Annotated in this window: 20 protein-coding genes; 19 read left to right on the forward strand and 1 reads right to left on the reverse strand. The window is 75.7% G+C overall.

Going from position 1 to position 22,565, the window contains the following annotated elements; genetic code table 11:
• The first annotated feature begins 161 nt into the window (after positions 1 to 161).
• The 19 genes from BMY04_RS19950 to BMY04_RS20040 all read left to right on the forward strand — a co-directional run bounded on the left by BMY04_RS19950 (position 162) and on the right by BMY04_RS20040 (position 20,548).
• Entirely contained in the window at positions 162 to 1,181 is a 1,020-nt protein-coding gene (locus BMY04_RS19950; RefSeq protein WP_091186127.1) for an HAD-IIA family hydrolase, read from the forward strand.
• A 25-nt stretch (positions 1,182 to 1,206) separates the two neighbouring features.
• Positions 1,207 to 1,542 carry a hypothetical protein gene (locus tag BMY04_RS19955; RefSeq protein ID WP_139210024.1) on the forward strand — a complete coding sequence of 112 codons (336 nt, stop codon included), beginning with the start codon at positions 1,207 to 1,209 and terminating at the stop codon, positions 1,540 to 1,542.
• Positions 1,539 to 1,748, forward strand: coding sequence for a hypothetical protein (locus tag BMY04_RS19960; RefSeq protein ID WP_091185840.1), 210 nt, complete (start codon positions 1,539 to 1,541; stop codon positions 1,746 to 1,748). The genes BMY04_RS19955 and BMY04_RS19960 overlap by 4 nt, the downstream gene beginning before the upstream one ends.
• Positions 1,745 to 2,524 (forward strand): TlyA family RNA methyltransferase, encoded by a 780-nt coding sequence (locus BMY04_RS19965; RefSeq protein ID WP_091185845.1) that lies wholly within the window; start codon positions 1,745 to 1,747, stop codon positions 2,522 to 2,524. The genes BMY04_RS19960 and BMY04_RS19965 overlap by 4 nt, the downstream gene beginning before the upstream one ends.
• 4 nt (positions 2,525 to 2,528) lie before the next feature.
• Positions 2,529 to 3,623 (forward strand): NAD kinase, encoded by a 1,095-nt coding sequence (locus BMY04_RS19970; protein WP_232506536.1) that lies wholly within the window; start codon positions 2,529 to 2,531, stop codon positions 3,621 to 3,623.
• A gap of 4 nt (positions 3,624 to 3,627) precedes the next feature.
• Complete coding sequence (gene recN / locus BMY04_RS19975) at positions 3,628 to 5,352, forward strand: DNA repair protein RecN (RefSeq protein ID WP_091185849.1); 1,725 nt, start codon at positions 3,628 to 3,630, stop codon at positions 5,350 to 5,352.
• Positions 5,353 to 5,416: 64 nt separating this feature from the next.
• Positions 5,417 to 6,598 (forward strand): putative cytokinetic ring protein SteA, encoded by a 1,182-nt coding sequence (steA, locus tag BMY04_RS19980; protein WP_091186134.1) that lies wholly within the window; start codon positions 5,417 to 5,419, stop codon positions 6,596 to 6,598.
• Entirely contained in the window at positions 6,595 to 7,527 is a 933-nt protein-coding gene (locus BMY04_RS19985; protein WP_091185852.1) for a copper transporter, read from the forward strand. Before steA ends, BMY04_RS19985 begins: the two co-directional genes overlap by 4 nt.
• 19 nt (positions 7,528 to 7,546) lie before the next feature.
• Positions 7,547 to 8,431, forward strand: a complete 885-nt coding sequence (locus tag BMY04_RS19990; RefSeq protein WP_170854243.1) for a hypothetical protein — start codon at positions 7,547 to 7,549, stop codon at positions 8,429 to 8,431.
• A gap of 18 nt (positions 8,432 to 8,449) precedes the next feature.
• Positions 8,450 to 10,060 carry a lipid II flippase MurJ gene (locus tag BMY04_RS19995; protein ID WP_091185859.1) on the forward strand — a complete coding sequence of 537 codons (1,611 nt, stop codon included), beginning with the start codon at positions 8,450 to 8,452 and terminating at the stop codon, positions 10,058 to 10,060.
• Complete coding sequence (locus BMY04_RS23595; protein ID WP_269766241.1) at positions 10,053 to 11,138, forward strand: glycosyltransferase family 4 protein; 1,086 nt, start codon at positions 10,053 to 10,055, stop codon at positions 11,136 to 11,138. Before BMY04_RS19995 ends, BMY04_RS23595 begins: the two co-directional genes overlap by 8 nt.
• A 58-nt stretch (positions 11,139 to 11,196) precedes the next feature.
• Positions 11,197 to 12,954, forward strand: coding sequence for a CDP-glycerol glycerophosphotransferase family protein (locus BMY04_RS20005; protein ID WP_091185862.1), 1,758 nt, complete (start codon positions 11,197 to 11,199; stop codon positions 12,952 to 12,954).
• Positions 12,955 to 13,126: 172 nt separating this feature from the next.
• Positions 13,127 to 14,050 carry a phosphotransferase gene (locus tag BMY04_RS20010; RefSeq protein WP_091185865.1) on the forward strand — a complete coding sequence of 308 codons (924 nt, stop codon included), beginning with the start codon at positions 13,127 to 13,129 and terminating at the stop codon, positions 14,048 to 14,050.
• Between the two features lie 145 nt (positions 14,051 to 14,195).
• A complete protein-coding gene (locus tag BMY04_RS20015) occupies positions 14,196 to 15,863 on the forward strand; it encodes a CTP synthase (protein WP_091185869.1) in 1,668 nt (555 codons plus the stop codon).
• Between the two features lie 59 nt (positions 15,864 to 15,922).
• The gene (locus BMY04_RS20020) at positions 15,923 to 16,567 is read left to right on the forward strand and encodes an NUDIX domain-containing protein (RefSeq protein WP_408630470.1); all 645 of its coding nucleotides are present in this window, start codon (positions 15,923 to 15,925) and stop codon (positions 16,565 to 16,567) included.
• Between the two features lie 101 nt (positions 16,568 to 16,668).
• Positions 16,669 to 17,046 (forward strand): YciI family protein, encoded by a 378-nt coding sequence (locus BMY04_RS20025; RefSeq protein WP_091185875.1) that lies wholly within the window; start codon positions 16,669 to 16,671, stop codon positions 17,044 to 17,046.
• Positions 17,043 to 18,275: an RNA polymerase sigma factor gene (locus BMY04_RS20030; RefSeq protein ID WP_091186141.1), complete on the forward strand. Its 1,233-nt coding sequence runs from the start codon at positions 17,043 to 17,045 to the stop codon at positions 18,273 to 18,275. The genes BMY04_RS20025 and BMY04_RS20030 overlap by 4 nt, the downstream gene beginning before the upstream one ends.
• Positions 18,276 to 18,455: 180 nt before the next feature.
• Positions 18,456 to 19,571 carry an alanine dehydrogenase gene (gene ald / locus BMY04_RS20035; RefSeq protein WP_091186144.1) on the forward strand — a complete coding sequence of 372 codons (1,116 nt, stop codon included), beginning with the start codon at positions 18,456 to 18,458 and terminating at the stop codon, positions 19,569 to 19,571.
• Complete coding sequence (locus tag BMY04_RS20040; protein WP_091186147.1) at positions 19,568 to 20,548, forward strand: site-specific tyrosine recombinase XerD; 981 nt, start codon at positions 19,568 to 19,570, stop codon at positions 20,546 to 20,548. Before ald ends, BMY04_RS20040 begins: the two co-directional genes overlap by 4 nt.
• Positions 20,549 to 20,558: 10 nt before the next feature.
• Here the strand turns inward: BMY04_RS20040 and BMY04_RS20045 are convergent, their stop codons facing one another.
• Positions 20,559 to 22,430: an ABC transporter ATP-binding protein gene (locus BMY04_RS20045; protein ID WP_170854244.1), complete on the reverse strand. Its 1,872-nt coding sequence runs from the start codon at positions 22,428 to 22,430 to the stop codon at positions 20,559 to 20,561.
• Positions 22,431 to 22,565 lie beyond the last annotated feature (135 nt).

A 22,565-nucleotide genomic window follows, 5' to 3' on the forward strand; every position in this document is an offset into this window, starting at 1 on the left:
GTCCGACGACGACGAGTCCGACGACGACGAGTCCGACGACGACGAGTCCGACGACGACGAGTCCGACGAGTCCGACGAGCAGGACGACGAGCAGGACGACGAGCAGGACGACGAGCAGGACGACGAGCAGGACGACGAGCAGGACGACGAGGGCGGCACGCGTGGCTGAGGAGGCCGTGCTGGTCGACGCCTACGACGGAGTCCTCTTCGACCTCGACGGGGTCATCTACCTCGGGCCGGTCGCGGTGCCGGGCGCTCCTCCCGCGCTGTCCGGCCTCCGCGGGCGCGGGGTCCCGGTCGGCTTCGTGACGAACAACGCCGCCCGGCCGCCGGCCGTGGTGGCCGAGCACCTGACCGAGCTCGGGATCCCCGCGACGCGGGGTGACGTCGTCACCTCGGCGCAGGCGGGCGCCCAGCTGCTGCGGCACGACCTTCCCGAGGGCGCCAAGGTGCTCCTCGTCGGCGGCGAGGGCGTCCGGGAGGCGCTCGCGGAGGCCGGCCTGACGGCCGTCACCTCGGCCGACGACGAACCGGTCGCCGTGCTGCAGGGCTACGGGGTGGACCTGACCTGGCAGCAGCTCATCGAGGCCACAGTGGCCATCCACCACGGGGCCCGCTGGGTCGCCACCAACGACGACCCGACGCGTCCCACCGACCGCGGGCTGGTGCCCGGCAACGGAGCGGCCGTCGCGGCCGTGCGCATGGCCGTGCCGGTGGACCCCGAGGTGGCGGGCAAGCCGTACCGACCGCTGCTCGACGAGACGGTGGCCCGGCTCGACCTCGGCCGGCCGCTCTTCGTCGGCGACCGGCTCGACACCGACGTCGCCGGCGCGGTCAACGCCGGCCTCGACAGCATGCTGGTCCTCACCGGGTCGCACGGCCCCGCCGACCTGCTCGCCGTCAGCCCCGACTCGCGGCCCACGCACCTCGGATACGACGTCGGTGCCCTCCTGCTCCCGCCGCTGACGGTCGAGCTGGACGGCGACGTCGCCCGGTGCGGCGGTGCCACCGCCCGGGTCGAGGACGGCCGGCTGCTGGTCGACGGGGGTCGGGCGACGACGACCGACGGCTGGGTCGCCGCGACCTGGGCTGCCGCGCACCTGGCGTGGCGGGCGCTCGACGACGGCCACCCGCTCGACCTGTCGGGCGCCTTGGCGGCGCTCGCGGCTCGGTCGGCATAGCGGGCGCGCGCCGTAGGATCTGCTCGTGCCCGCGTACCGCTCCCGGCTCTCCGGGTCCCTGTTCTCGGGGCCCTTGTTCTCGGGGCCATTGTTCTCGGGGCCCTTGCTCACGGGCCTGGGGCAGCTCGCCGAGGAGGTCGGCCAGGCCGGCCGTGCCAACCGCGAGCTGTTCGAGCAGCTCGTGGCCGCCGAGGTCGGCCGCGTCGCCGCCCGGCTCGGCCTGGTACCGGCCGCGGAGCTGAGCGAGGCGCGCCAGCACATCGACGACGCGCAGGGTCAGCTCGACGTGCTGCGGCTCGAGCTGGACGAGCTGCGGCTGAGGGTCGCGGCCCTGGAGACGGACGCCGGGTCCCGGCCGTGACCGAACACCACCAGCAGCCCGACCTCGAGCCCGACCAGGACGTGCCGCCCGGCGCGCCCGAGACCGGTGACGCCCGCGTCGACGCGGCACTGGGCGGGGTGGCGGGCCTGGACGACGTCGACGTGGACGAGCACGCCGAGCGGCTGGGCGCGGCGCACGCCGCGCTGCAGGAGGTGCTGCGGCAGCCCGCCGACCCGCAGCCGTGACGACGGTCCGCCTCGACCGTGCGCTGGTCGAACGCGGTCTCGCCCGGTCCCGCAGCCAGGCCCAGGAGCTCATCCGGTCCGGCCGCGTCGTCCTCGAGGGCCGCGACGACCTGCGGCCCTCGGACCCGGTGCGGGACGGCGACCGCCTGGAGGCACGGACCGACCCGTACGTGTCCCGGGCCGCGCACAAGCTGCTCGGCGCCCTCGACGACCTGGGCCTCGACGACCTGACCGGGACCCGGCTCGCGCTCGACGCAGGTTCGTCGACGGGCGGGTTCACGCAGGTCCTGCTGGAGCGGGGCGTCAGTGAGGTCCACGCGGTCGACGTCGGGACCGACCAGCTCGTGCCGCTGCTCCGCGACGACCCGCGCGTGCACGTCCACGAGCGGACGAACCTGCGCGACCTGACCCCCGACGTCCTCGGCGGGCGCCTCGTCGACCTCGTCGTCGCCGACGTCTCCTTCATCTCCCTGACCCTGCTGCTCGAGCGCTTCGCAGCGGTCAGCCGCGACGACGGCCGGTGGCTGCTCATGGTCAAGCCGCAGTTCGAGGTGGGCCGCGAGGCGCTCGGCAAGGACGGCGTGGTGCGTGACCCCGCCCTGCACCGCCGCGCCGTCGAGGGCGTCGCCGACGCGGCGGCGGCGCTGGGCTGGCGCGTGCGCGCCGTGGTCGCGAGCCGGCTGCCGGGGCCGGCCGGCAACCGCGAGTTCTTCGTCGACCTGGGCCGCGCGCCGGGCGTCGTCCCGGGGCGGGCGTGGGAGTCGTCCCTATGCTGACGCGGTGACGACCGCTCCCGGGCCCACGCGCCGCGTCGCCGTGCTCACCCACATGGGCCGGCCCACCGCGATCGCCGCGGCGACCCGCCTCATCGAGGGCCTGCTGCGGGCGGGCGTCACCAGCGTCCTGCCCCCGGGCGACGAGGAGTGCCTCCCGCGCGCGCTCGCCCGGACCGTCGAACCGCTCGGCCCGCCGGACGAATCCCCGGAGGTCGAGCTGATGGTCGTCCTCGGCGGCGACGGCTCGATCCTGCGCGGCACCGAGTGGGTGCTGCGCGCCGACCTGCCCCTGCTCGGGGTCAACCTCGGCCACGTCGGCTTCCTCGCCGAGGCCGAGTCGTCGGAGGTCGACAGCATCGTCACGCGCATCGTCGACCGCTCGTACGCCGTCGAGCAGCGCTCCACCATCGAGGTCACCCTGCGCGAGTGCGCGAGCGGCGAGGTCGTCTGGTCGTCCTACGCCGTCAACGAGGTCTCGGTCGAGAAGGCCTCCCGCGAGCGCATGCTCGAGGTCCTCGTCGAGGTCGACGGCCGCCCCCTCTCGCGATGGGCCTGCGACGGCGTGCTGATGGCCACGCCGACGGGTTCGACCGCGTACGCCTTCTCCGCCGGCGGCCCCGTGATGTGGCCGAACGTCGACGCGCTGCTCGTCGTCCCGCTCAGCGCGCACGCGCTGTTCGCCCGCCCGCTGGTGCTCGGACCCACCTCGCGCGTCGTCATCCAGCTCATCGAACGTTCCCAGACCGACGGCGTCGTCTGGTGCGACGGGCGCCGCTCCGCGGAGCTGCGCGACGGCCTGCAGATCGAGGTGCAGCAGGGCGCGCACCGGCTGCTGCTCGCGCGGCTGTCGGAAGCGCCCTTCACCGACCGGCTGGTCAACAAGTTCGGGCTGCGGGTCGAGGGCTGGCGCGGCGAGGCCGAGGACCGCGTCTCCGAGGAGGACCGCGAGACCATCGCCGGGCAGGAGGCGGCCCTCGACGACGACGACGACGACGAGCCCGACGCGTCCGAGGAGTCCAAGCAGCCCGGGGAGGGCCGCGAGCAGCACCGGCGTCCCGGACCCGCTCCCGTCGGCGCCGACGACATGGGGATCCGGTGACGCCGTGATCGCCGAGCTCCACATCCGGGACCTCGGCGTCATCAGCGACGCCGTCGTCGAGCCGCACCCCGGCCTGACCGTCGTCACCGGGGAGACCGGTGCGGGCAAGACGATGATCGTCACCGGCATCGGCCTGCTGCTCGGCGACCGCGCCGACCCGCGTGCGGTCCGCGTCGGCACGCCGCGCGCCGTGGTGGAGGGGCGCCTGGTCGTGCCCGAGGGGGCCCAGGGCGACGGCGAGGACGACGGCCTCGTCGGCCGGGTCCGGGAGGCGGGCGGCGACCTCGACGACGACGAGCTGGTCGTCGCGCGCCACGTGACCGCGGCGGGGCGCTCCCGGGCCTTCCTGGGCGGCGCCCAGGTGCCCGTCTCGGTGTGCGCCGAGGTGACGACGGAGCTGGTGGCGATCCACGGGCAGTCCGAGCAGGTGCGCCTGGCCGCGCCGGGGCGCCAGCGCGAGCTGCTCGACGCGTACGCCGGGTCGGGGTTGGCCACCGGCCTGGGGGAGTACCGGCGGCGCTGGACCGCCCACCGCGCGGCCCGGGTCGAGCTCGACGCCCTGGTGGCGGCCGGCGCGGAGCGGGCGCGCGAGGTCGAGCTGCTGCGCTTCGGGCTGGAGCAGGTCGCCGCCGTCGCGCCCGAGGCCGGGGAGGACGTCGCCCTGGCGGCCGAGGCCACCCGTCTGCAGAACGCCGACGACCTGCGCCTGTCCGTGGGCGGTGCGCTCGCCGCCCTCGCGGGCGACCCGGACGACCCGGCCGACGCGGGCGGCGCATCGGCCGCCCTGGCGGCCGCCCGCCGCAGCCTCGAGCACGCGGCCTCGGACCCCGCGCTGGAGGCCCTCGCCGGTCGTGTCGCCGAGGCGTCGTACCTGCTCGACGACGTCGGTTCCGACCTCGCCCGCTACCTCGACGACCTGGTCGCCGACCCGGCCCGGCTCGAGTGGGTCGCGGCGCGCCGCTCGCAGCTGGCCGGGCTGACCCGCGCGTACGGGCCGAGCGTGGACGACGCGCTGATGTGGGCGGCGGAGGCCTCGGAACGGCTGGTCGAGCTCGAGGGCGGCGACGACCGGATCGACGCGCTGCGCGTCCAGCTCGAGGAGTCCGAGGCCGACCTGCGCCGGCGCGCGGCCGACCTGACGGACCTGCGCACCCAGGCCGCCGAGGGCTTCGCCGCCGCGGTGGCCGCCGAGCTGGGGGCGCTCGCCATGCCCCACGCCCGGCTCACCTTCGTCGTGACGCCGGCGGCGCTGGGCCCGTACGGCGCCGACACGGTGGACCTGCTGTTCACGGCCAACCCGGGCAGCGAGCCCCGCAGCCTCGGCAAGGTCGCCTCGGGCGGCGAGCTCTCCCGGGTCCGGCTGGCGCTGGAGGTCGTGCTCGCCGCGGACCGTCCCGGCGGCACGCTCGTGTTCGACGAGGTGGACGCCGGCGTCGGCGGGCGCGTCGCCGTGGAGATCGGGCGCCGGCTCGCCGAGCTCGCCCGGCACAGCCAGGTCGTCGTGGTCACGCACCTCGCGCAGGTGGCGGCCTTCGCCGACCGGCACTTCGTCGTCGTCAAGGCCGACGACGGTCAGGTCACGACCAGCGGCGTCGTGCAGCTGCCCGAGCAGGAGCGCACGGCCGAGCTCGCGCGGATGATGGCGGGCCTGGAGACGACGGACTCGGCGCTCGCGCACGCGGGCGAGCTGGTCGAGCTGGCCGCCTCGGCACGTTCCGGGAGCCGCTGACCCGAGCGGCGCGCGTCTTCGCCCGAGCCCTGGAGCCGTCACCCGTGGGAGGATGGCCGGCGAGATGAGACTGCCCGCCCTCCTGCGCCGCCACGCCGAGCCGGCGGAGGTCGGTGGTGTGGCGCGCCTGGACCGGCGCACGAAGAACCTCACCAAGCGGCTGCGCCCGGGCGAGGTGGCGGTCATCCACCACGTCGACCTGGACCGGGTGAGCGCCGAGGCGCTCGTGGCCACGGGGGTCAGCGTCGTCGTCAACGCGGTGCGCTCGGTGTCGGGCCGCTACCCGAACCTCGGCCCGAGCATCCTGCTCGAGGCCGGCATCCCGCTCATCGACGACGTCGGTGAGGACGTGTTCACCCTCGTGACGGAGGGGGACCGCCTGGTCGTCGACGGCGGCCGGCTGCTCGACGTCACCGGGGCGGTCGTGGCGAGCGGCACGCTGATGACGACCGAGGTGCTCGAGGAGCAGCTCGAGCAGGCGCGGGCCGGGCTGTCGGACCAGATCGACGCCTTCGCGCTCAACACCATGACCTACCTCCGCGAGGAGAAGGAGCTGCTGCTCGAGGGCGTCGGCGTCCCCGAGATCCGCACGCGCATCGAGGGGCGCCACGTCCTGATCGTCGTGCGCGGCTACGACTACCGCGGCGACCTCGACACGCTGCGGCCCTACATCTCCGAGTACAAGCCGCTGCTCATCGGCGTCGACGGCGGCGCGGACGCGCTGATGGAGGCGGGCTACAAGCCCGACATGATCGTCGGGGACATGGACTCCTGCTCCGACGCCGCCCTGCAGTGCGGGGCGGAGCTGGTGCTGCACGCCTACCGCGACGGCCGGACGCCGGCGCTCGAGCGCGTCGAGAAGCTGGGCCTGGAGGCCGTCGTCTTCCCCGCGCTCGGCACGAGCGAGGACGCCGCGATGCTGCTCGCCGACTCGTACGGCGCCCGACTGATGGTCGCCGTGGGAACCCACCTGTCGCTGGTGGAGTTCCTGGACAAGGGACGCGCCGGCATGGCGTCGACCTTTCTCACCCGGCTGCGGGTGGGGTCCAAGCTCGTCGACGCCAAGGGCGTCTCGCGGATCTACCGCAGCCAGGTCAAGGGCTGGCACCTGGCGCTGCTCGTGCTGTCGGGGATCGTCGCGCTGGTCACCGCGCTGGCGATGACCGACGTCGGCGGGGCGATGGGCAGCCTGCTGGTGGCCCGCCTGCGCGACCTCGCGTACTGGATCAAGGAACTCTTCACGTGATCAACTTCCGCTACCACATCGTGTCGCTGATGGCGGTGTTCCTCGCGCTCGCTGTCGGCATCGCCGTGGGCGTGACGCTCAGCCCCTCGGTCGACCAGGGCATCATCACGCAGGCCCAGCAGGACCGGCAGCAGGTCACCCAGCTGCGCGCCGAGATCGACCGGCGCACGAACCTCGACAACTACCGCAACACCTACGACCAGCGCACCGCGACGCTCGTCCTCGCCGGCGAGCTGAACGACACCAGGGTCGCCGTCGTCGCGATGCCCGACGCGCCGAGCTCGACGGTCACCGCCGTGGCCGACGCGGTCGCCCAGGCCGGCGGGCGCGTGGTGAGCCAGGTCAAGGTCCGCTCCGAGGTGTTCGACCCGACGCAGGCCTCCACGGTCGAGGAGGCGGTCGCGCCCCTGGCCGAGGTCGGCCTCACGGACTCGATGAGCCCGGCCGCGAAGGTCGGCTGGTGCCTGGCGCGGGCGGTCGCGTCCAAGCAGACGACCGCGCGCGACGACTACGCCAAGAACGTCGGGCGCACCCTGTCCGACGCCGGCCTCGCCGACGTCCGCGACGACACCGACGACTACGCGCAGCTCGTCCTCGTCGTGACCGCGCCGACCTCGCCGCAGCCGGTGGACACCGCGCTGACGACCGCCCACGTCGAGCTCGAGACGGCGCTGAAGGAGCAGGCCGGCGCCGCCGAGCGGGTCGGGGTCGTCGTCGCCGGGCCGAACAGCGCCGGGCTCACGGGCACCGACGTCGGGGCCGTGCGCACGACGTCGCCGGCCTCGTCCGAGCTCAGCACCGTCGACGTCGCCGACCTGCCGAGCGGCGTCGTGACCACCGTGCTGGCCGGCAAGGAGCAGCTGATGGGCCAGCAGGGCCACTACGGCGCCCTGGCCCGGGCGGACGACGCGCTGCCCACGGTGCGCTAGGGCGCACGTGGAGAAGCACGTGGAGAAGCACGTCGAGGAGCACGGGAAGACGCACGGGGCGGCGTACGGGCGCGCGGTCCGCACCCTCGCGGCGGTGGCACCCGCGGCCGTCGCCGGGGTGCTCGGCGCGGTCGCGGTCGGACGGACCGACGAGGAGCGGGCCCGGCCCTGGCGCCGGACGAACCACGCCGGCGCCTCGGTGACCCTGCTCGAGGGGCCGGTCGCCGTCGGCGCCGCGCTGCTCGGGTGCGCGGTCGACGCCCTGACCGGCGCGCCCGCCGCCCGCACGGGCGCCGTCGCGGTGGCCGTGGCCGGCGCCGGGGTGGTCGGCGCGTACGACGACCTGGCCGGCAGCGCGCAGGCACGCGGGTTCCGCGGGCACCTGAGCGCGCTGCGCCACGGACGTCTGACCAGCGGCACCGTCAAGATCGTCGGCGTCGGCCTCAGCGGCCTGGGGGCGGCGGTGCTGCTGACCCGGGGGAGGCCCACGAGGGGAGCGGGACGCGTCGCCGACGTGCTCGTGGACACCGCGCTCGTCGCCGGCACCGCGAACCTGGTCAACCTGCTCGACCTGAGGCCCGGCCGGGCCGCCAAGGTCGTCGTGCTGCTGAGCGCGCCCCTCGCCCGGCGGGGCGGGGGACCGGCGCTCGGCGCCGCGCTCGGCAGCCTGCCCACCGACCTCGCCGCACGTTCCATGCTCGGCGACTGCGGCGCGAACGCCCTCGGCGCCGCGACGGCGACCGCCGCGGCCGCGTCCCTGCCGCGTCCGGCGCGGCTGCTCGCCCTCGCCGGCGTCGCCGCGCTGAACCTGGCCAGCGAGCGCGTCAGCTTCACCGCCGTCATCGCCCGGACGCCGGTGCTCGCCTGGCTCGACGGGCTCGGGCGCCGCCCCACCGCCGTATGAGCCGGGGGTGAGGCGGGGGTGAGTCGGCGCGGATCGGTCCTGCTCGGTGTCGGCGGGCTGACCCTGGCGGCCCGGGTCGTCGGCTTCGGGCGTTCGCTCGTCTTCAGCAAGACGGTCGGCGACACCTGCCTCGGCGACGTCTACAACGCGGCCAACCAGCTGCCGAACGTCCTCTTCGAGGTCGCCGCGGGCGGTGTCCTGGCCGGGGTGGTGGTGCCCGTCGTGGCCCGCCACGTCGGGGCCGGCCGGCGGGCCGAGGCCGACCGGACCACCTCGGCGCTGCTGACCTGGACGCTGCTCGTCCTGACGGTCGTCGGGGTGGCCGCCCTGCTGGGGGCGGGGCTCTTCGCGCGGGCGTACGCGAAGGCGGACTGCGTGGGCAGCGCGTCGGTGCTGGCGACGCTGGTCGTGCTGTTCGTCCCGCAGGTCTGGTTCTACGGCGTCGCCGTCGTCACCGCCGGCGTCCTGCAGGCGCACGGACGGTTCCTCGCCGCGGCCACCGCTCCGCTGCTGTCGAGCCTGGTCGTCGTCGCCGCGTACGTGCTGTTCGCGGCCGTCGCCCGGCCCGCGGCCACGAGCGACCTGGCCCTGCTCAGCCGCCAGGCGCTGCTCGTGCTCGGGCTCGGCACGACGGCCGGCGTCGTCGCGCTGGCGCTGAGCACCGCGGTGCCGCTGACCCGGCTGGGGCTGCGCGTCCGCCCGACGCTGCGCTTCGCCGACGGCGACGCCCGGGTGGTGGCCGCGATCGGCACGGCCGGGCTGGCCGGTCTGGTGCTCCAGCAGGTCAGCGTCCTCGTGATCACCTACGCCGCCCAGGGCACCCCGGACGCCGGCGCGCTCACGCGCTTCACCTGGGCCAACGCCCTCTACCTGCTCCCGTACGCGGTCCTCGCCGCACCCGTCCTGCAGCTGACGTTCCCGCGCCTGGCCGCGGCGGCCGAGCGCGGCGGGGGAGCCGTCGGCGAGGTCCTGCGCCGGACGGCCCCACCGCTGGTCGTGCTGGGCTGGCTCGGGGCGGCGCTGCTCGTGGCGACGGCGCTGCCGGTCGCGCGGGTGTTCGTCCTCGGGCCGGGGTCGGGGCGGACGGCGGCGCTGGCCGGTCCGGTCGCGGCCCTGGGCCCGGCCGTCCTCGCCTTCGCGCTGATGGGCCTGGCGACCCGGACGCTGCTCGCCGAGCACCGGGCCCTGGCGGCCGGGACGGCCACGGGCGTCGCCTGGGGGGTCGTGACCCTCGGCGCGCTGGTCAGCGCGGCGCTGGCACCGGACGACGGCCTGGTCGTGGGGCTCGCGGCCTCCGTGTCGGTCGGGCTCGCCGTCGGCGCGCTCGTCGGCTGGGTGGTGCTGGGGCGCGGTCCCAGCCGGCCGGGGGCACGCTCGACCGGCGTGGTCGCCGCGCTGCTGGCCGGGTTGGGCGCCGCGGTCCCGGCGGTGCTCGCGGGCGGTGCCGTCGGCCGGCTCGGGGCGGGCTCGTCGCTCGTCGTCGCCCTGGCGTTCGCCCTGGCCGCGGCGGCGGTGACGGGGGTCGTCTTCGTCTCGGTCCTCGCGCTGGTGCGGCCGTCGCTGCTGCGGGCGACCTGGGCGCTGCGCCACGCCGGCGCGCGCGACGAGGCGGTGTCCGCGCGTGCCTGAGCCGTCCCCCGAGCAGGTCGCCGGCACCCGCGTGCTGATGGTCCTCACCGCGAGCACCGGCGGCATCGGGCGCCACGTCGCCAGCGTCGCGCCGCGGCTGGTGGGCCGTGGCCTCGCCGTGCACGTCTGCGCCCCGCCCGTCACGCTCGCCACCCACGCCTTCGGGGTGCCCGCGACCGGGCTCGCCACCCGGACCCTCGCCCGGGCGGTCGCGGGCGCCGACGTCGTCCACGCGCACGGGCTGAAGGCCGCCGCGCTCGCGCTGCCGCACGCCCGGCTGCGGCGCGTGCCCCTCGTCGTCACGTGGCACAACGCCGTCCTCGGCACCGGCCGCTCGGCGCGGGCGGGCCGGGTCCTGCAGCGGCTCGTGGCCCGCGGGGCGGACCTCGTGCTGGCCGCGAGCAGCGACCTGCTCGCCACCGCCGTCGCCCTCGGCGCCCGGGAGGCGCGCCTCGCACCCGTGGCGGCCCCCGCCCTGGCCCTGCCCCGCATCCCGGGGCGGGAGCGCCGGGCCGAGCTCGGCCTCGGCGACGACGCCACGCTGGTGCTCACCGTCACCCGACTGGCGCCGCAGAAGAACCTCGACCTGCTGCTCGACGTCGCCGCCCGGACGCGCGGGCGCGCCGACGTCGCGTACGCGCTCGTCGGCACCGGTCCGCTGCACGACGCGCTCGCGCGTCGCATCGCCGCCGAGGGCCTGCGGGTCACGCTGCTCGGGGGCAGCGACGACGTCGCCTCCTGGCTGCACGCGGCCGACGTCGCGCTCCTGCCATCGCGGTGGGAGGCGCGCGCGCTCGTCGCGCAGGAGGCCCTGCTGTCCGGCGTGCCGCTGGTCGCGACCCGGGTCGGGGGTGTTCCGGAGCTCGTCGGCGAGGCGGCCGTCCTGGTCGACCCCGACGACCCGTCGGCCGCCGCCGAGGCGGTCCTGGCGCTGGCCGACGACGCCGACGCCCGTCGCCGGCTCGCCGGGGCCGGCTTCCGGCAGGCCTCGACCTGGCCCGACGAGGACGACGTCGCCGACGACCTCGTCGGGGCGTACCGGCACGTCCTGACCGTCCGCGGGCGCCGGCCTTCCTAGACTGTGGCGTCCTCCCCGGCGCCTCGCCGGGCCTCCCGAACCTTCTGCGAGCCCTGACATGAGCGAGACCTCACCCGTGACGACGAACGAGTCCACGGAGGCGCCGTCGGAGGCGCCCGAGGCGACCGAGGCTCCCCGGGCCGCCTTCGCCATCGAGGGCGCGGTCGTGCAGACCCCCGCGCGCATCGCCTGGGGCCTCGGCGCGGGCGACCTCGCGCTCGGCGGGCTGGGCGTCGTCACCCTCCTCCTCGCCGCCCTCGGTGTGCCGGACCCGGTCGTCCTCGTGCTCGGCGCACTGGTCGGTGCGGCGGTCGCGCTCGCGGTCCGCGCGCAGGTCGCCACCCCGGTCGCCGGGCTGGGCGGCGCGGCCCGGCTCCTCGTGCTGGCGGCGGCCGTCGCCGCCGTGCTGCCCGCCGGCCCCGCGCGCTGGTGGCCGTTCGTCCTGCTCGCCGCGGCCGTGGTCGCCGAGGTCGGCTACTCACGCCTGGTGCGCGTCGCCGTGCCGTTCGGCAGCCACCTGCCCGGCGTCAGCGTGCGGCCGTCGTCGCGCTTCAAGCCGCTCTGGCTGGCGTACGCGGGCACCGGGGCGCTCGTCGTGGTCCTCCTGCTGACGCTGCTCCCGCTGCCGGCCTGGCCGGCGTGGGTCGTCGCGGTCCTGGCCCTCCTGCTCGCCGTCGCGGCCCTGGTCGACGCGGCCCTGTGGGTGCTGCAGCGCCGCCGCGCGGAGGCCCGGCTGAACCGCAGCCTCACCGCGTACGCGCCCCACTTCGCCCTGCACTGGGACGCGCAGCCGGGGACGGGCTACCAGATCGGGCGCTGGATCCCGTACCTCGACCGGCTCGGCGAGCGCTACGTCGTCTTCGTGCGCAACCCGAACAGCTTCCGCGAGGCCGAGGCGATGACCGACCAGCCGGTGCTCGTGCGCCGGGGCGCGCGCGAGATGGACGCGGTCATGGTGGCCTCGCTGCGCGCCGTCTTCTACGTCAACAACGCGCTGCGCAACGTGCACGTCGTCCGGTACGCCGGTGTGCGCCACGTCCAGCTCAACCACGGCGACAGCGACAAGGCCACGAGCTACAACCCCGTCTTCCGGATGTTCGACCGCAACTTCGTGGCGGGGCAGGCCGCGGTCGACCGCTTCAGCGCGCACGGCATCTCGACCGCCCCGGACTTCTTCGAGATCGTCGGGCGGCCCCAGGTCGAGGACGTCGCGGTCGCGGTGCCCGGGACGCGCGTGACCCGCGTGCTCTACGCGCCCACCTGGGCCGGCATGCACGCCGACTCCGCCTACAGCTCGCTGCCGATCGGTCCCGCGATCGTGCGCGGCCTGGTCGAGCGCGGCTGCGTCGTGGTCTTCCGGCCGCACCCCTACACGGGGCGCAACGCGACGCTGCGGGCCGCCTCCGAGGAGGTCACGGCGATCCTGGCCGAGCACCGGGCGCGCACCGGGACCGAGCACGTCTACGGCGCCCAGGCCGAGTCGGTGTGGTCCATCACCGACTGCTTCAACGCGGTCGACGCGCTCGTCTCCGACGTCTCGAGCGTCGTGCCCGACTTCCTCTACTCCGAGAAGCCCTTCGCGGTCGCGGCCATGGGCGCGAGCCTCGAGGAGTTCTACGCCGAGATGCCGGTCGTGCGCGGCGGGTACGTCATCGCCCGCGACGCCGGCAACCTCGACGCGGTCCTCGACGACCTCCTCGGCGCGGACCCCCAGGCCGGCGAGCGCCACCGGCTCAAGACGTACTACCTCGGTGACTTCCCGGCCGAGACGTACGCCGACGCGTTCCTCGACGCGGCCCGGCGCGAGATCGCTTGAGACGAGGTGAGGTCTCTCGGCCACGACCACGCGGCGCGCCGCCGTCTGGACGAGGGAGCCGCGGCGCCGTCACGTCGCTGCGGTAGCGCAGGATGACGCCGGCGTCGTGGTGAGGGAGGAAGACGGCGGACCGGAGCGCCGCGTGCGTCCGAGCGGAGCGAGGACAGAAGGCATGCACGAGGGGCAGCTCGACGTCACCGAGGACCTCGTGCGCGCGCTCGTGGCCGACCAGCTGCCCGCCTACGCGGACCGGCCCGTCCGGCTGCTGCCGCAGACGGGCACCGTCAACGCGATCGCGCGGCTGGGCGACGACCTGGCCGCGCGGTTCCCGCTGCAGCCCGCCGACCCGGCGGCCGTCCGGGCCGGCCTGGAGCAGGAGGCGTCCGCGGCGCGCGCGGTCCTCGGGCGGGTCCGCGTGCCGGTCCCCGCACCCGTCGCCCTCGGCGAGCCGGGCCACGGCTACCCGCTGCCCTGGTCGGTGCAGACGTGGCTGCCCGGCACCGACGCCTGGGGCGCCGACCCTTCGGGCTCGGAGGCCTTCGCCCGCGACCTCGCGCGCCTGGTCCGCGACCTGCGGGCGGTCCCGACGGGCGGGCGGACGTTCGTGGGGGAGCGGCGTACCAACCGCGGCGGCACGATCGGCGACCACGACGCCTGGGTGCGCACCTGCCTGGAGCGCAGCGCAGGGCTGCTCGACGTGCCCGCGCTGACCGCGCTGTGGGAGCGGCTGCGCGACCTGCCCCGCGGGGACGAGCCCGACCTCACGACCCACGGCGACCTCATCGGCGGCAACGTGCTCGTCGCGGGCTCCGGCGCCACGGCCCGGCTGGCCGGGCTGCTCGACGTCGGCGGGACCGGCCCGGCCGACCCGGCGCTCGACCTGGTCGGCGCCTGGCACCTGCTCGACGACGGGCCGCGGGCCGTGTTCCGCGAGGCGCTCGGCGTGGAGGACGAGCCGTGGGCGCGCGGGGTGGCCTGGGCGTACGAGCAGGCCCTCGGGCTCGTCTGGTACTACCGCACGACCAACCCCGTGATGAGCGCGCAGGGCCGCCGGACCCTCGCCCGGATCCTTCGTGCGGACGAGCTCGCGGCCTGAGCCGCTGCCGCCGGCAGGACGCCCACCTCGTCGAGGCCCTTCGACAGGCTCAGGGAGCGTGCTTGCGCCCGCTGCTCCAGACCCCGAGGGAAGCCGCGCGTCGCGATCCGTGGGAACGCGGCGGGATGAACTAGGCTGGAGGCCCGTGGGGCCACGCGCGAAGTTCACCAAGCACCTGTTCGTGACGGGCGGTGTCGCCTCCTCGCTCGGGAAGGGGCTCACCGCCTCCAGCCTGGGGAGCCTGCTGGTCGCCCGCGGGCTCAACGTGTCGATGCAGAAGCTCGACCCCTACCTCAACGTGGACCCCGGGACGATGAACCCGTTCCAGCACGGCGAGGTCTTCGTCACCGAGGACGGCGCGGAGACCGACCTCGACGTCGGCCACTACGAGCGCTTCCTCGACCGGAACCTGTCGGCCGAGGCCAACATCACCACCGGCAAGGTCTACTCCTCGGTCATCGCCAAGGAGCGCCGCGGCGACTACCTCGGCGACACCGTGCAGGTCATCCCGCACATCACCAACGAGATCAAGGACTCCATGCTCGCCATGGGCGGCCCGGAGATCGACGTGGTGATCCACGAGATCGGCGGCACGGTCGGCGACATCGAGTCGCTGCCGTTCCTGGAGGCCGCCCGCCAGGTCCGCCACGACGTCGGCCGCGAGAACGTCTTCTTCCTGCACGTCTCGCTGGTGCCCTACATCGGCCCGAGCGGGGAGCTCAAGACCAAGCCGACGCAGCACTCGGTCGCCGCGCTGCGCCAGGTCGGCATCCAGCCCGACGCGGTCGTGTGCCGCTGCGACCGCGCGATCCCGGAGTCGGTCAAGCGCAAGATCTCGCTGATGTGCGACGTCGACGTCGAGGCCGTCATCGAGAACACCGACGTCCCGAGCATCTACGACCTGCCGAAGATGCTGCACGACCAGGGCCTCGACGCGTACGTGGTCCGTCGCCTCGACCTGCGCTTCCGCGACGTCGACTGGACGCGCTGGAACGACCTCCTGCAGCGCGTGCACCACCCCGAGGAGGAGGTGGTGATCGCCCTGGTCGGCAAGTACGTCGACCTGCCCGACGCCTACCTCTCGGTGGTGGAGGCGCTGCGCGCCGGCGGGTTCGCCAACCGCGCCAAGGTCGGCATCCGCTGGGTGCCCTCCGACGCCTGCGCGACCCAGGAGGGGGCCGCGCGGCACCTGTCGGGTGTCGACGGCATCTGCATCCCGGGCGGGTTCGGCATCCGCGGGACCGAGGGCAAGATCGGCGCGATCCGGTACGCCCGCGAGCACCAGGTGCCGATCCTCGGGCTGTGCCTCGGCCTGCAGTGCATGGTCATCGAGGTCGCGCGGAACCTGGCCGGGCTGAGCGGGGCCGACAGCAGCGAGTTCGAGCCGGGCACGCCGTACCCGGTCATCGCGACCATGGCCGAGCAGGTCGCCATCGTCTCCGGCGAGGGCGACCTCGGCGCGACCATGCGGCTCGGCTCCTACCCCGCCGAGCTGCAGCCCGGCTCGGTCGTCGCCAAGCAGTACGGCCAGACCTCGGTCACCGAGCGCCACCGGCACCGCTACGAGGTCAACAACGCCTACCGCGGCCAGCTGGAGGAGGCCGGCCTGGTGGTCAGCGGGACGTCCCCGGACAGCCAGCTCGTCGAGTTCATCGAGCTGCCGACCGACGTGCACCCCTACTTCGTCGCGACCCAGGCGCACCCCGAGCTGAAGTCGCGCCCGACCAAGCCGCACCCGCTGTTCGTGGGCCTGGTGGACGCGGCGCTCGACCGCCGCCTGTCCACCCGGCTGCCCGTCGAGCAGCGTCGGTGACGGCCGGCACGGAGGCGTCCGCGACCGTCGACGGGCACGTGGTGCTCGCGGCCGCCGAGCTGGCGGACGTGCCGCTGGCCTGGCCCGTGCTGTCGAACAGGGTCCTCGCCGAGGGCCACGTCGCCACGTTCGCCGAGGACGACGTCCGGACCCCCGACGGCGGCACGATGAGCCGTGAGTACCTGCGCCACCCCGGCGCGGTCGGCATCATCGCCCTGGACGCCGACGAGCGCGTCGTGCTCGTGCGCCAGTACCGCCACCCCGTCCGCCACCGCCTCACCGAGCCGCCCGCGGGCCTGCTCGACCACGCCGGCGAGGACCCGCTGGCCGCCGCGCAGCGCGAGCTCGCCGAGGAGGTCGGCCTCTCCGCGGGCCGCTGGGACGTGCTCGTCGACCTGTTCAGCACCCCGGGGATCATCAGCGAGGGGATCCGTGTCTACCTCGCCCGCGACCTCGCGCCGGCCGACCGGCCCGACGGCTTCACCGCCGAGGGCGAGGAGGCCGAGATGGACACCGTGTGGGCCTCGCTCGACGACCTGCTCGACGCCGTGCTCGGCGGACGGCTGCACAACCCGACGCTGGTGAGCGGCGTCCTGGCCGCGGGGACAGCGCGGCTGCGCGACGGCTTCGCCTCGCTCCGGCCCGGCGACGCGCCCTGGTCGGCCCGCGACGCGCTCGCCGACGCCGGCCTGCTGCCCGGCTGAGGCCCGGGCCCGGTCGGGGGCGCGGTGTCGATCGGGGGACGGCACGATCGTCATCAGGGCGGCGGGGCTCGCAGGGAGCCCCCGAGGCCGAGGAGCCGACGATGCGCTACACGCTGCTGCTGCACTACCCCGAGCAGACCCCCGAGTCGCTGGGGGCGGAGGTGGTCGCCGAGGCCCAGCAGGCGTTCGCCAGCTACGCCACGACCCTCGAGGCCGCCGGCGTGCTGCTGTCGGCGGAGGTGCTGCAGCCCTCGTCCAGCACGACGACCGTGCGGCGCCGCGACGGCGTGCTGCAGGTCCAGGACGGCCCCTTCGCCGACACCAAGGAACAGCTCGGCGGCTCGTTCGTCCTCGACGTGGCCGACCTCGACGCCGCCCTGGAGTGGGCCGGCCGGGCCCCGTCGGTCGAGTGGGGCGCGGTCGAGGTCCGGCCCGGCGCGGTCTGGTTCGGCGACGGGCAGTGGCGCCCGAACGCGTGAGCGCTCCTGAGGCCGCCGCCGAGCGGGCGGCGCGGGAGTCGTACGGCCGCCTCGTCGCGCTCCTCGCGGCGTCGACGGGCGACCTCGCCCTGGCCGAGGACGCGCTGTCCGAGGCCTTCGTGGCGGCGCTCACCACCTGGCCGGCCGGCGGGGTGCCGCACAACCCCGAGGGCTGGCTGCTCACGGTGGCCCGCAACCGGCAGCGCGACGTCTGGCGCTCCGCGGCGGTGCGGCGTCGCGCGTGGCTCGACGACGTGGCCGGGGAGGCCGGGGAGGCCGGGGTGGACGACCCGCTCAGGGCGCTGGCGCTCGACGCGCTGCCCGACCGACGCCTGGAGCTGCTCTTCGTCTGCGCGCACCCGGCGATCGAGGAGGCCGTGCGGACGCCGCTGATGCTCCAGGCCGTGCTCGGCTTCGACGCGGCCCACGTGGCCTCGGCGTTCGCCGTGGCCCCCGCGACCATGGCGCAGCGGCTGGTGCGGGCCAAGCGCAAGATCGCGGCGGCGCGCATCCCCTTCGTCGTGCCGCCGCCCGAGACGCTCCGCGACCGGCTGCTCCCGGTGCTCGAGGCGGTCTACGGCTGCGCGGTGCTCGAGCGCGGTGCGATGGCGGGGGAGGCCCGCCACCTGGCGGTGACGCTGGCCGAGCTGCTCGGCGACCAGCCGGAGGCATGGGGGCTGGCCGCCCTCGTCACCTTCACCGCGGCGCGCGGCGCGTCCGGGTCGGGGGACACCGCGTACCGACCGCTCGACGAGCAGGACCCGGCGACCTGGGACGCCCGGCTGGTCGCGCGGGGCCACGCCTACCTGCAACGGGCGGGCACGGGCGTCCCGGGGCGCTTCCAGCTGGAGGCGGCGATCGCTGCGGTCCACTGCGACCGGTCCCGGACGGGCCGCACGGACTGGGGCGCGCTGGAGGTCCTCTACCGTGCGCTGCTCGCGGTGGCCCCGACCCTGGGCGCGCGGGTGGCGGCCGCGAGCGTCACCGCCCGGCTGCACGGCCCCCGGGCCGGGCTGGACCTCCTCGACGCGCTGCTCGAGGAACCGGGACTGGAGCGGTTCCAGCCCTGGTGGGCCACGCGGGCCCACCTGCTCGCCGGCGCCGGGCGCCCGTCCGAGGCGGTCGCCGCGTACGAGCGGGCCGTCACGTTGAGCGGGGACGAGGCCGTGCGCGCGCACCTGCGCAGAAAGCTCCGCCGGATCGGTGGAGAGCAGGGCCTGCCGGGGTAGGGGTGGGGTGCTGACGGCCCGGCGGGCGAGCGCATCGCATGGCCCCCGAGTGGTGAGGTGCCCTGCCGGCCGTCGCCCTCAGACGTCGCCCGCGGCCGCACCCTGACGGGCCGGGCGGTCCCACCTCGAGTCCCTCGTGGCGCGCCACCGTCGCCGAGGCGCACGTCTATGCTGCGACGCGTGAAGGTCGGAGTGCCCAGCGAGGTCAAGAACAACGAGTTCCGGGTCGCCATCACGCCCTCGGGCGTGCACGAGCTGACCAGCCGCGGCCACGAGGTCCTCGTGCAGTCCGGGGCCGGGGTCGGTTCCTCGATCCCCGACGACGCCTACAGCGCGGCGGGGGCGAAGGTCGTCGAGGGCTGGGAACCGGTCTGGACCGAGGCGGACATGGTCCTCAAGGTCAAGGAACCGATCGAGGTCGAGTACGACCGGATGCAGCCGGGCCAGGTCCTCTTCACCTACCTGCACCTCGCCGCCAACCGGGCCTGCACCAAGGCCCTGCTGGACCGCAAGGTCACGGGCATCGCCTACGAGACCGTCCAGCTGCCCAACCGGTCGCTGCCGCTGCTCGCGCCGATGAGCGAGGTCGCCGGCCGGCTCGCCCCGCAGGTCGGCGCCTACCACCTGATGGCGGCGCAGGGCGGTCGCGGGACGCTGATGGGCGGCGTGCCCGGCACCCACCCGGCGAAGGTCGTCGTCATCGGCGCCGGCGTCTCGGGCATGGAGGCCGCGACCATCGCGCTCGGCATGCAGGCCGACGTGACGCTGCTCGACCTCAACATCGACAAGCTGCGCGAGGCCGACCGGATCTACCGCGGCCACATCAAGACCGTCGCGTCGAACAGCCTCGAGGTCGAGCGCGCCGTGCTCGACGCCGACCTCGTCGTCGGTGCGGTCCTCGTGCCCGGGGCCAAGGCGCCCACCGTCGTCACCAACGACCTCGTCGCGCGGATGCGCCCGGGCAGCGTGCTCGTCGACATCGCCATCGACCAGGGCGGGTGCTTCGAGGACAGCCGCCCGACCACGCACGCGGACCCGACGTTCCGGGTGCACGACTCGATCTTCTACTGCGTCGCGAACATGCCCGGCGCGGTGCCGCACACGTCGACGTACGCGCTGACGAACGTGACGCTGCGCTACGCGGCCAGCCTGGCCGACCGCGGCTGGCGCGAGGCGCTGCGGCGCGACCCGGCGCTCGCCCTCGGCCTCAACACCCACGACGGGGAGCTGACGAACGGCCCCGTCGCGCAGGCGCACGGCCTGGAGCACCGCGAGGTGTCCGAGGTGCTCGCCTGAGCGTTCGGTCGGCGAGCACGTCGGCGCAGCCCGAGCGGCTCGTCGCCGCCTACCTCGACCACCTCGTGGTGGAGCGCGGCGTCTCCGAGCACACGCTCGGCGCCTACCGGCGCGACCTCGCGCGCTACACCGCCTGGCTGGCCGACGCCGGCGTCACCGACGCCGCCACGATCACCCCGGAGGTCGTGGGGGCGTACGCGGCGTCCCTGGCCGAGGGCGTGCCCGGCGTCGACGGGGCGCCCGGCCGGCCCCCGCTCGCCGCGGCCAGCGTGGCCCGCGCGGTCGTCGCCGTGCGCAGCCTGCACCGCTTCGCCGTCGCCGACGGCCTGTCCGCGACCGACCCGGCGGCCGAGGTGCACCCGCCCCGCCCCGCCCAGCGGCTGCCGAAGGCGCTGTCGCTCGACCAGGTGCGGGCGATGCTCGAGCTGCCGTCGACGGAGACGGTGGACGGCCTGCGCGACGCCGCCCTGCTGGAGCTCCTCTACGGCACGGGCGGGCGGATCAGCGAGGTGGTCGACCTCGACGTCGACGACCTGACCCGCGCGATGAGCGTCGCGCCCGACGAGCTCGCCGGGCTGCGCGTGGTGGGCAAGGGCGGCAAGGAGCGGGTGGTGCCGCTCGGCTCGTTCGCGCGGGCCGCCGTCGAGGCGTACCTCGTCCGCGGCCGTCCCGCCCTCGCCGGCCGCGGCCGCGGGACGCCGGCCCTGCTGCTGAACGCCCGCGGCGCCCGCCTGTCGCGCCAGAGCGCGTACGCCGTCCTGCGCCGGGTCGCCGAGCAGGCGGGCGTCCCGGGCGAGGTGAGCCCGCACACGCTGCGGCACTCCTTCGCGACGCACCTGCTCGACGGCGGGGCCGACGTCCGGGTGGTGCAGGAGCTCCTCGGGCACGCGTCGGTGACGACGACGCAGATCTACACCCTGGTGACCGTCGACCGCCTGCGCGAGGTGTACGCCGTCGCCCACCCGCGCGCCCGCTGAGGCCCGGCCCTCAGACCAGGAGGGAGGACGGGTGCCGCTCGTCCGCTCGGTGGTCGAGGCCGGGCACCCGCCCGGGCGGCCCCGGCTCGACGCCCGGGGCTGCGGCAGCGCGGTGCAGCCGGGCGTAGGCGCCGTCGGCGCCCAGCAGCGACTCGTGCGTGCCGAGCTCGACGACCCGGCCGCCCTCGAGGACCGCGATCTGGTCGGCGTCGCGCACGGTCGAGAGCCGGTGGGCGATCACGATCGAGGTCCGCCCGGCCTGCAGCCGGGCGAACGCCTTCTGGACCAGTGCCTCGGAGCGGCTGTCGAGGCTCGACGTCGCCTCGTCCAGGATGAGGATGCGCGGGTCGCGCAGCAGGGCGCGGGCGATCGCGACCCGCTGGCGCTCGCCGCCCGACAGCCGGTGGCCGCGCTCGCCGACCACCGTGCGGTAGCCGTCGGGCAGGGCCATGACGACGTCGTGGACCTGCGCAGCCCGCGCCGCCTCCTGGACCTGGGCCGACCCCGCCGTCGGTCGCCCGTAGCGGATGTTGTCCTCGATCGTGCCGTGGAAGAGGTAGGTCTCCTGCTGGACCACGGCGATCTGGCTGCGCAGCGACGCCAGCGTCAGGGTCCGGACGTCGTGGCCGTCGACGAGGACCTGGCCGGCGGTCACGTCGTGCAGCCGGGGGACCAGCGCGGCCAGCGTGGACTTCCCAGCGCCGGACGGGCCCACCAGCGCGAGCGTCTGTCCCGGCTCCACGTGCAGGCAGACGTCGCGCAGGGTCGCCCGCGCGCCGGGGTAGGCGAACGAGGCGGATCGGAAGGTGACCGCGCCGTCGGCGCGGGCCAGGACCCGGGCGCCGGGGGTGTCACGGACCTCCGGCTCGAGGTCCAGCACCGCGAAGACGCGCTCGAAGTAGGCGTACGAGGTCACCACGTCGACGTGCACCTCGGCCAGTGCCGACGCCGGCCCGTACAGCTTGGCGATCAGGGCCACGAAGGCGATGACGGTGCCCAGGCCGATCTCGCCGCGCATGACCAGCAGGCCACCGCCGGCGAGCACCAGGGCGGGTCCCACGCTCTCGACGACGGCGAGGGCCATCGTGAACCACCGGCCGACGAGCGCCTGCCGGACGTTGACCTCCATCAGCTCCCGACCCCGGTCCCGCACCCGGTCGGTCTCGGTGCCCTCGGTCCCGAAGACCTTGATCAGCTGCGCCCCGGAGATCGAGAGCGTCTCGGCGAGGACGCCGGTGAGCTGTGCCAGAAGCTCCTGCGACCGGCGACGCAGCGCCTTGCGGCGGCGGCCGACCCGGCGGGTGGGGAGGACGTAGGCCGGAAGCAGGGTGAGGGCGAGCAGCGCCAGCCGCCAGTCGAGCCAGAGGACGAGGGTCAGCGCGAGCCCGGACGTGAGCAGGTTGCCCGCCACCGAGACGAGGGTGGTCCCGACCGCCGCGCCCGCCCCCTGCACGTCGTTCAGCACCCGCGAGAGCGCCTCACCGGGACGCGCCCGGGTGAAGTAGGCCAGCGGCTGGGCCTGCAGGTGGGCGAAGAGCTGGACACGCAGGTCGAGCATGACCTGTTCCGCGGTCCGAGCCGTCAGCACCTTCTGAAGCACCTGGAGCAACCCGGCGACCAGCGGTCCGAGCACCATGCCGGCGCAGAGCACCAGCAGGAGCGCGACCCGACGGCCGGGGATCGCCTCGTCGACGACCCTCTTGACCAGCAGCGGCGGCAGCAGCTTCGTGCCGGCGACGGCGACCAGCAGCCCGAGCACGAGCGCCCCGCGCCCGGCGTGCGGCCGCAGGTAGCGCAGCACGCGGGCGAGCGTGGCCCGGTCGACCGCCGGCAGCTCCTGCGGATCGATGTAGCTCTTCTTCGTCGAGATCAGCTGGCTCACGGGTCGCCCCTCCCCGAGATGGGCGGCGCGTCCCCGGCCGTCCGGCCGCCCCCGCGGACCGGACGTCGCTCCGCCCGCCGAGATCATCTCGTCGCGCGCCCGCCGGCGGAAGGGTCGTGCGGCCCTTGCCAACCG

Source organism: Microlunatus flavus (assembly GCF_900110855.1).
Classification (GTDB): domain Bacteria; phylum Actinomycetota; class Actinomycetes; order Propionibacteriales; family Propionibacteriaceae; genus Microlunatus; species Microlunatus flavus.

Bases quoted from the DNA above. Each gene is read 5' to 3' on its own strand.
- steA (WP_091186134.1), top strand. From the start codon at position 5,417: ATGAGACTGCCCGCCCTCCTGCGCCGCCACGCCGAGCCGGCGGAGGTC.
- BMY04_RS20005 (WP_091185862.1), top strand. From the start codon at position 11,197: ATGAGCGAGACCTCACCCGTGACGACGAACGAGTCCACGGAGGCGCCG.
- BMY04_RS20010 (WP_091185865.1), top strand. From the start codon at position 13,127: ATGCACGAGGGGCAGCTCGACGTCACCGAGGACCTCGTGCGCGCGCTC.
- BMY04_RS20025 (WP_091185875.1), top strand. From the start codon at position 16,669: ATGCGCTACACGCTGCTGCTGCACTACCCCGAGCAGACCCCCGAGTCG.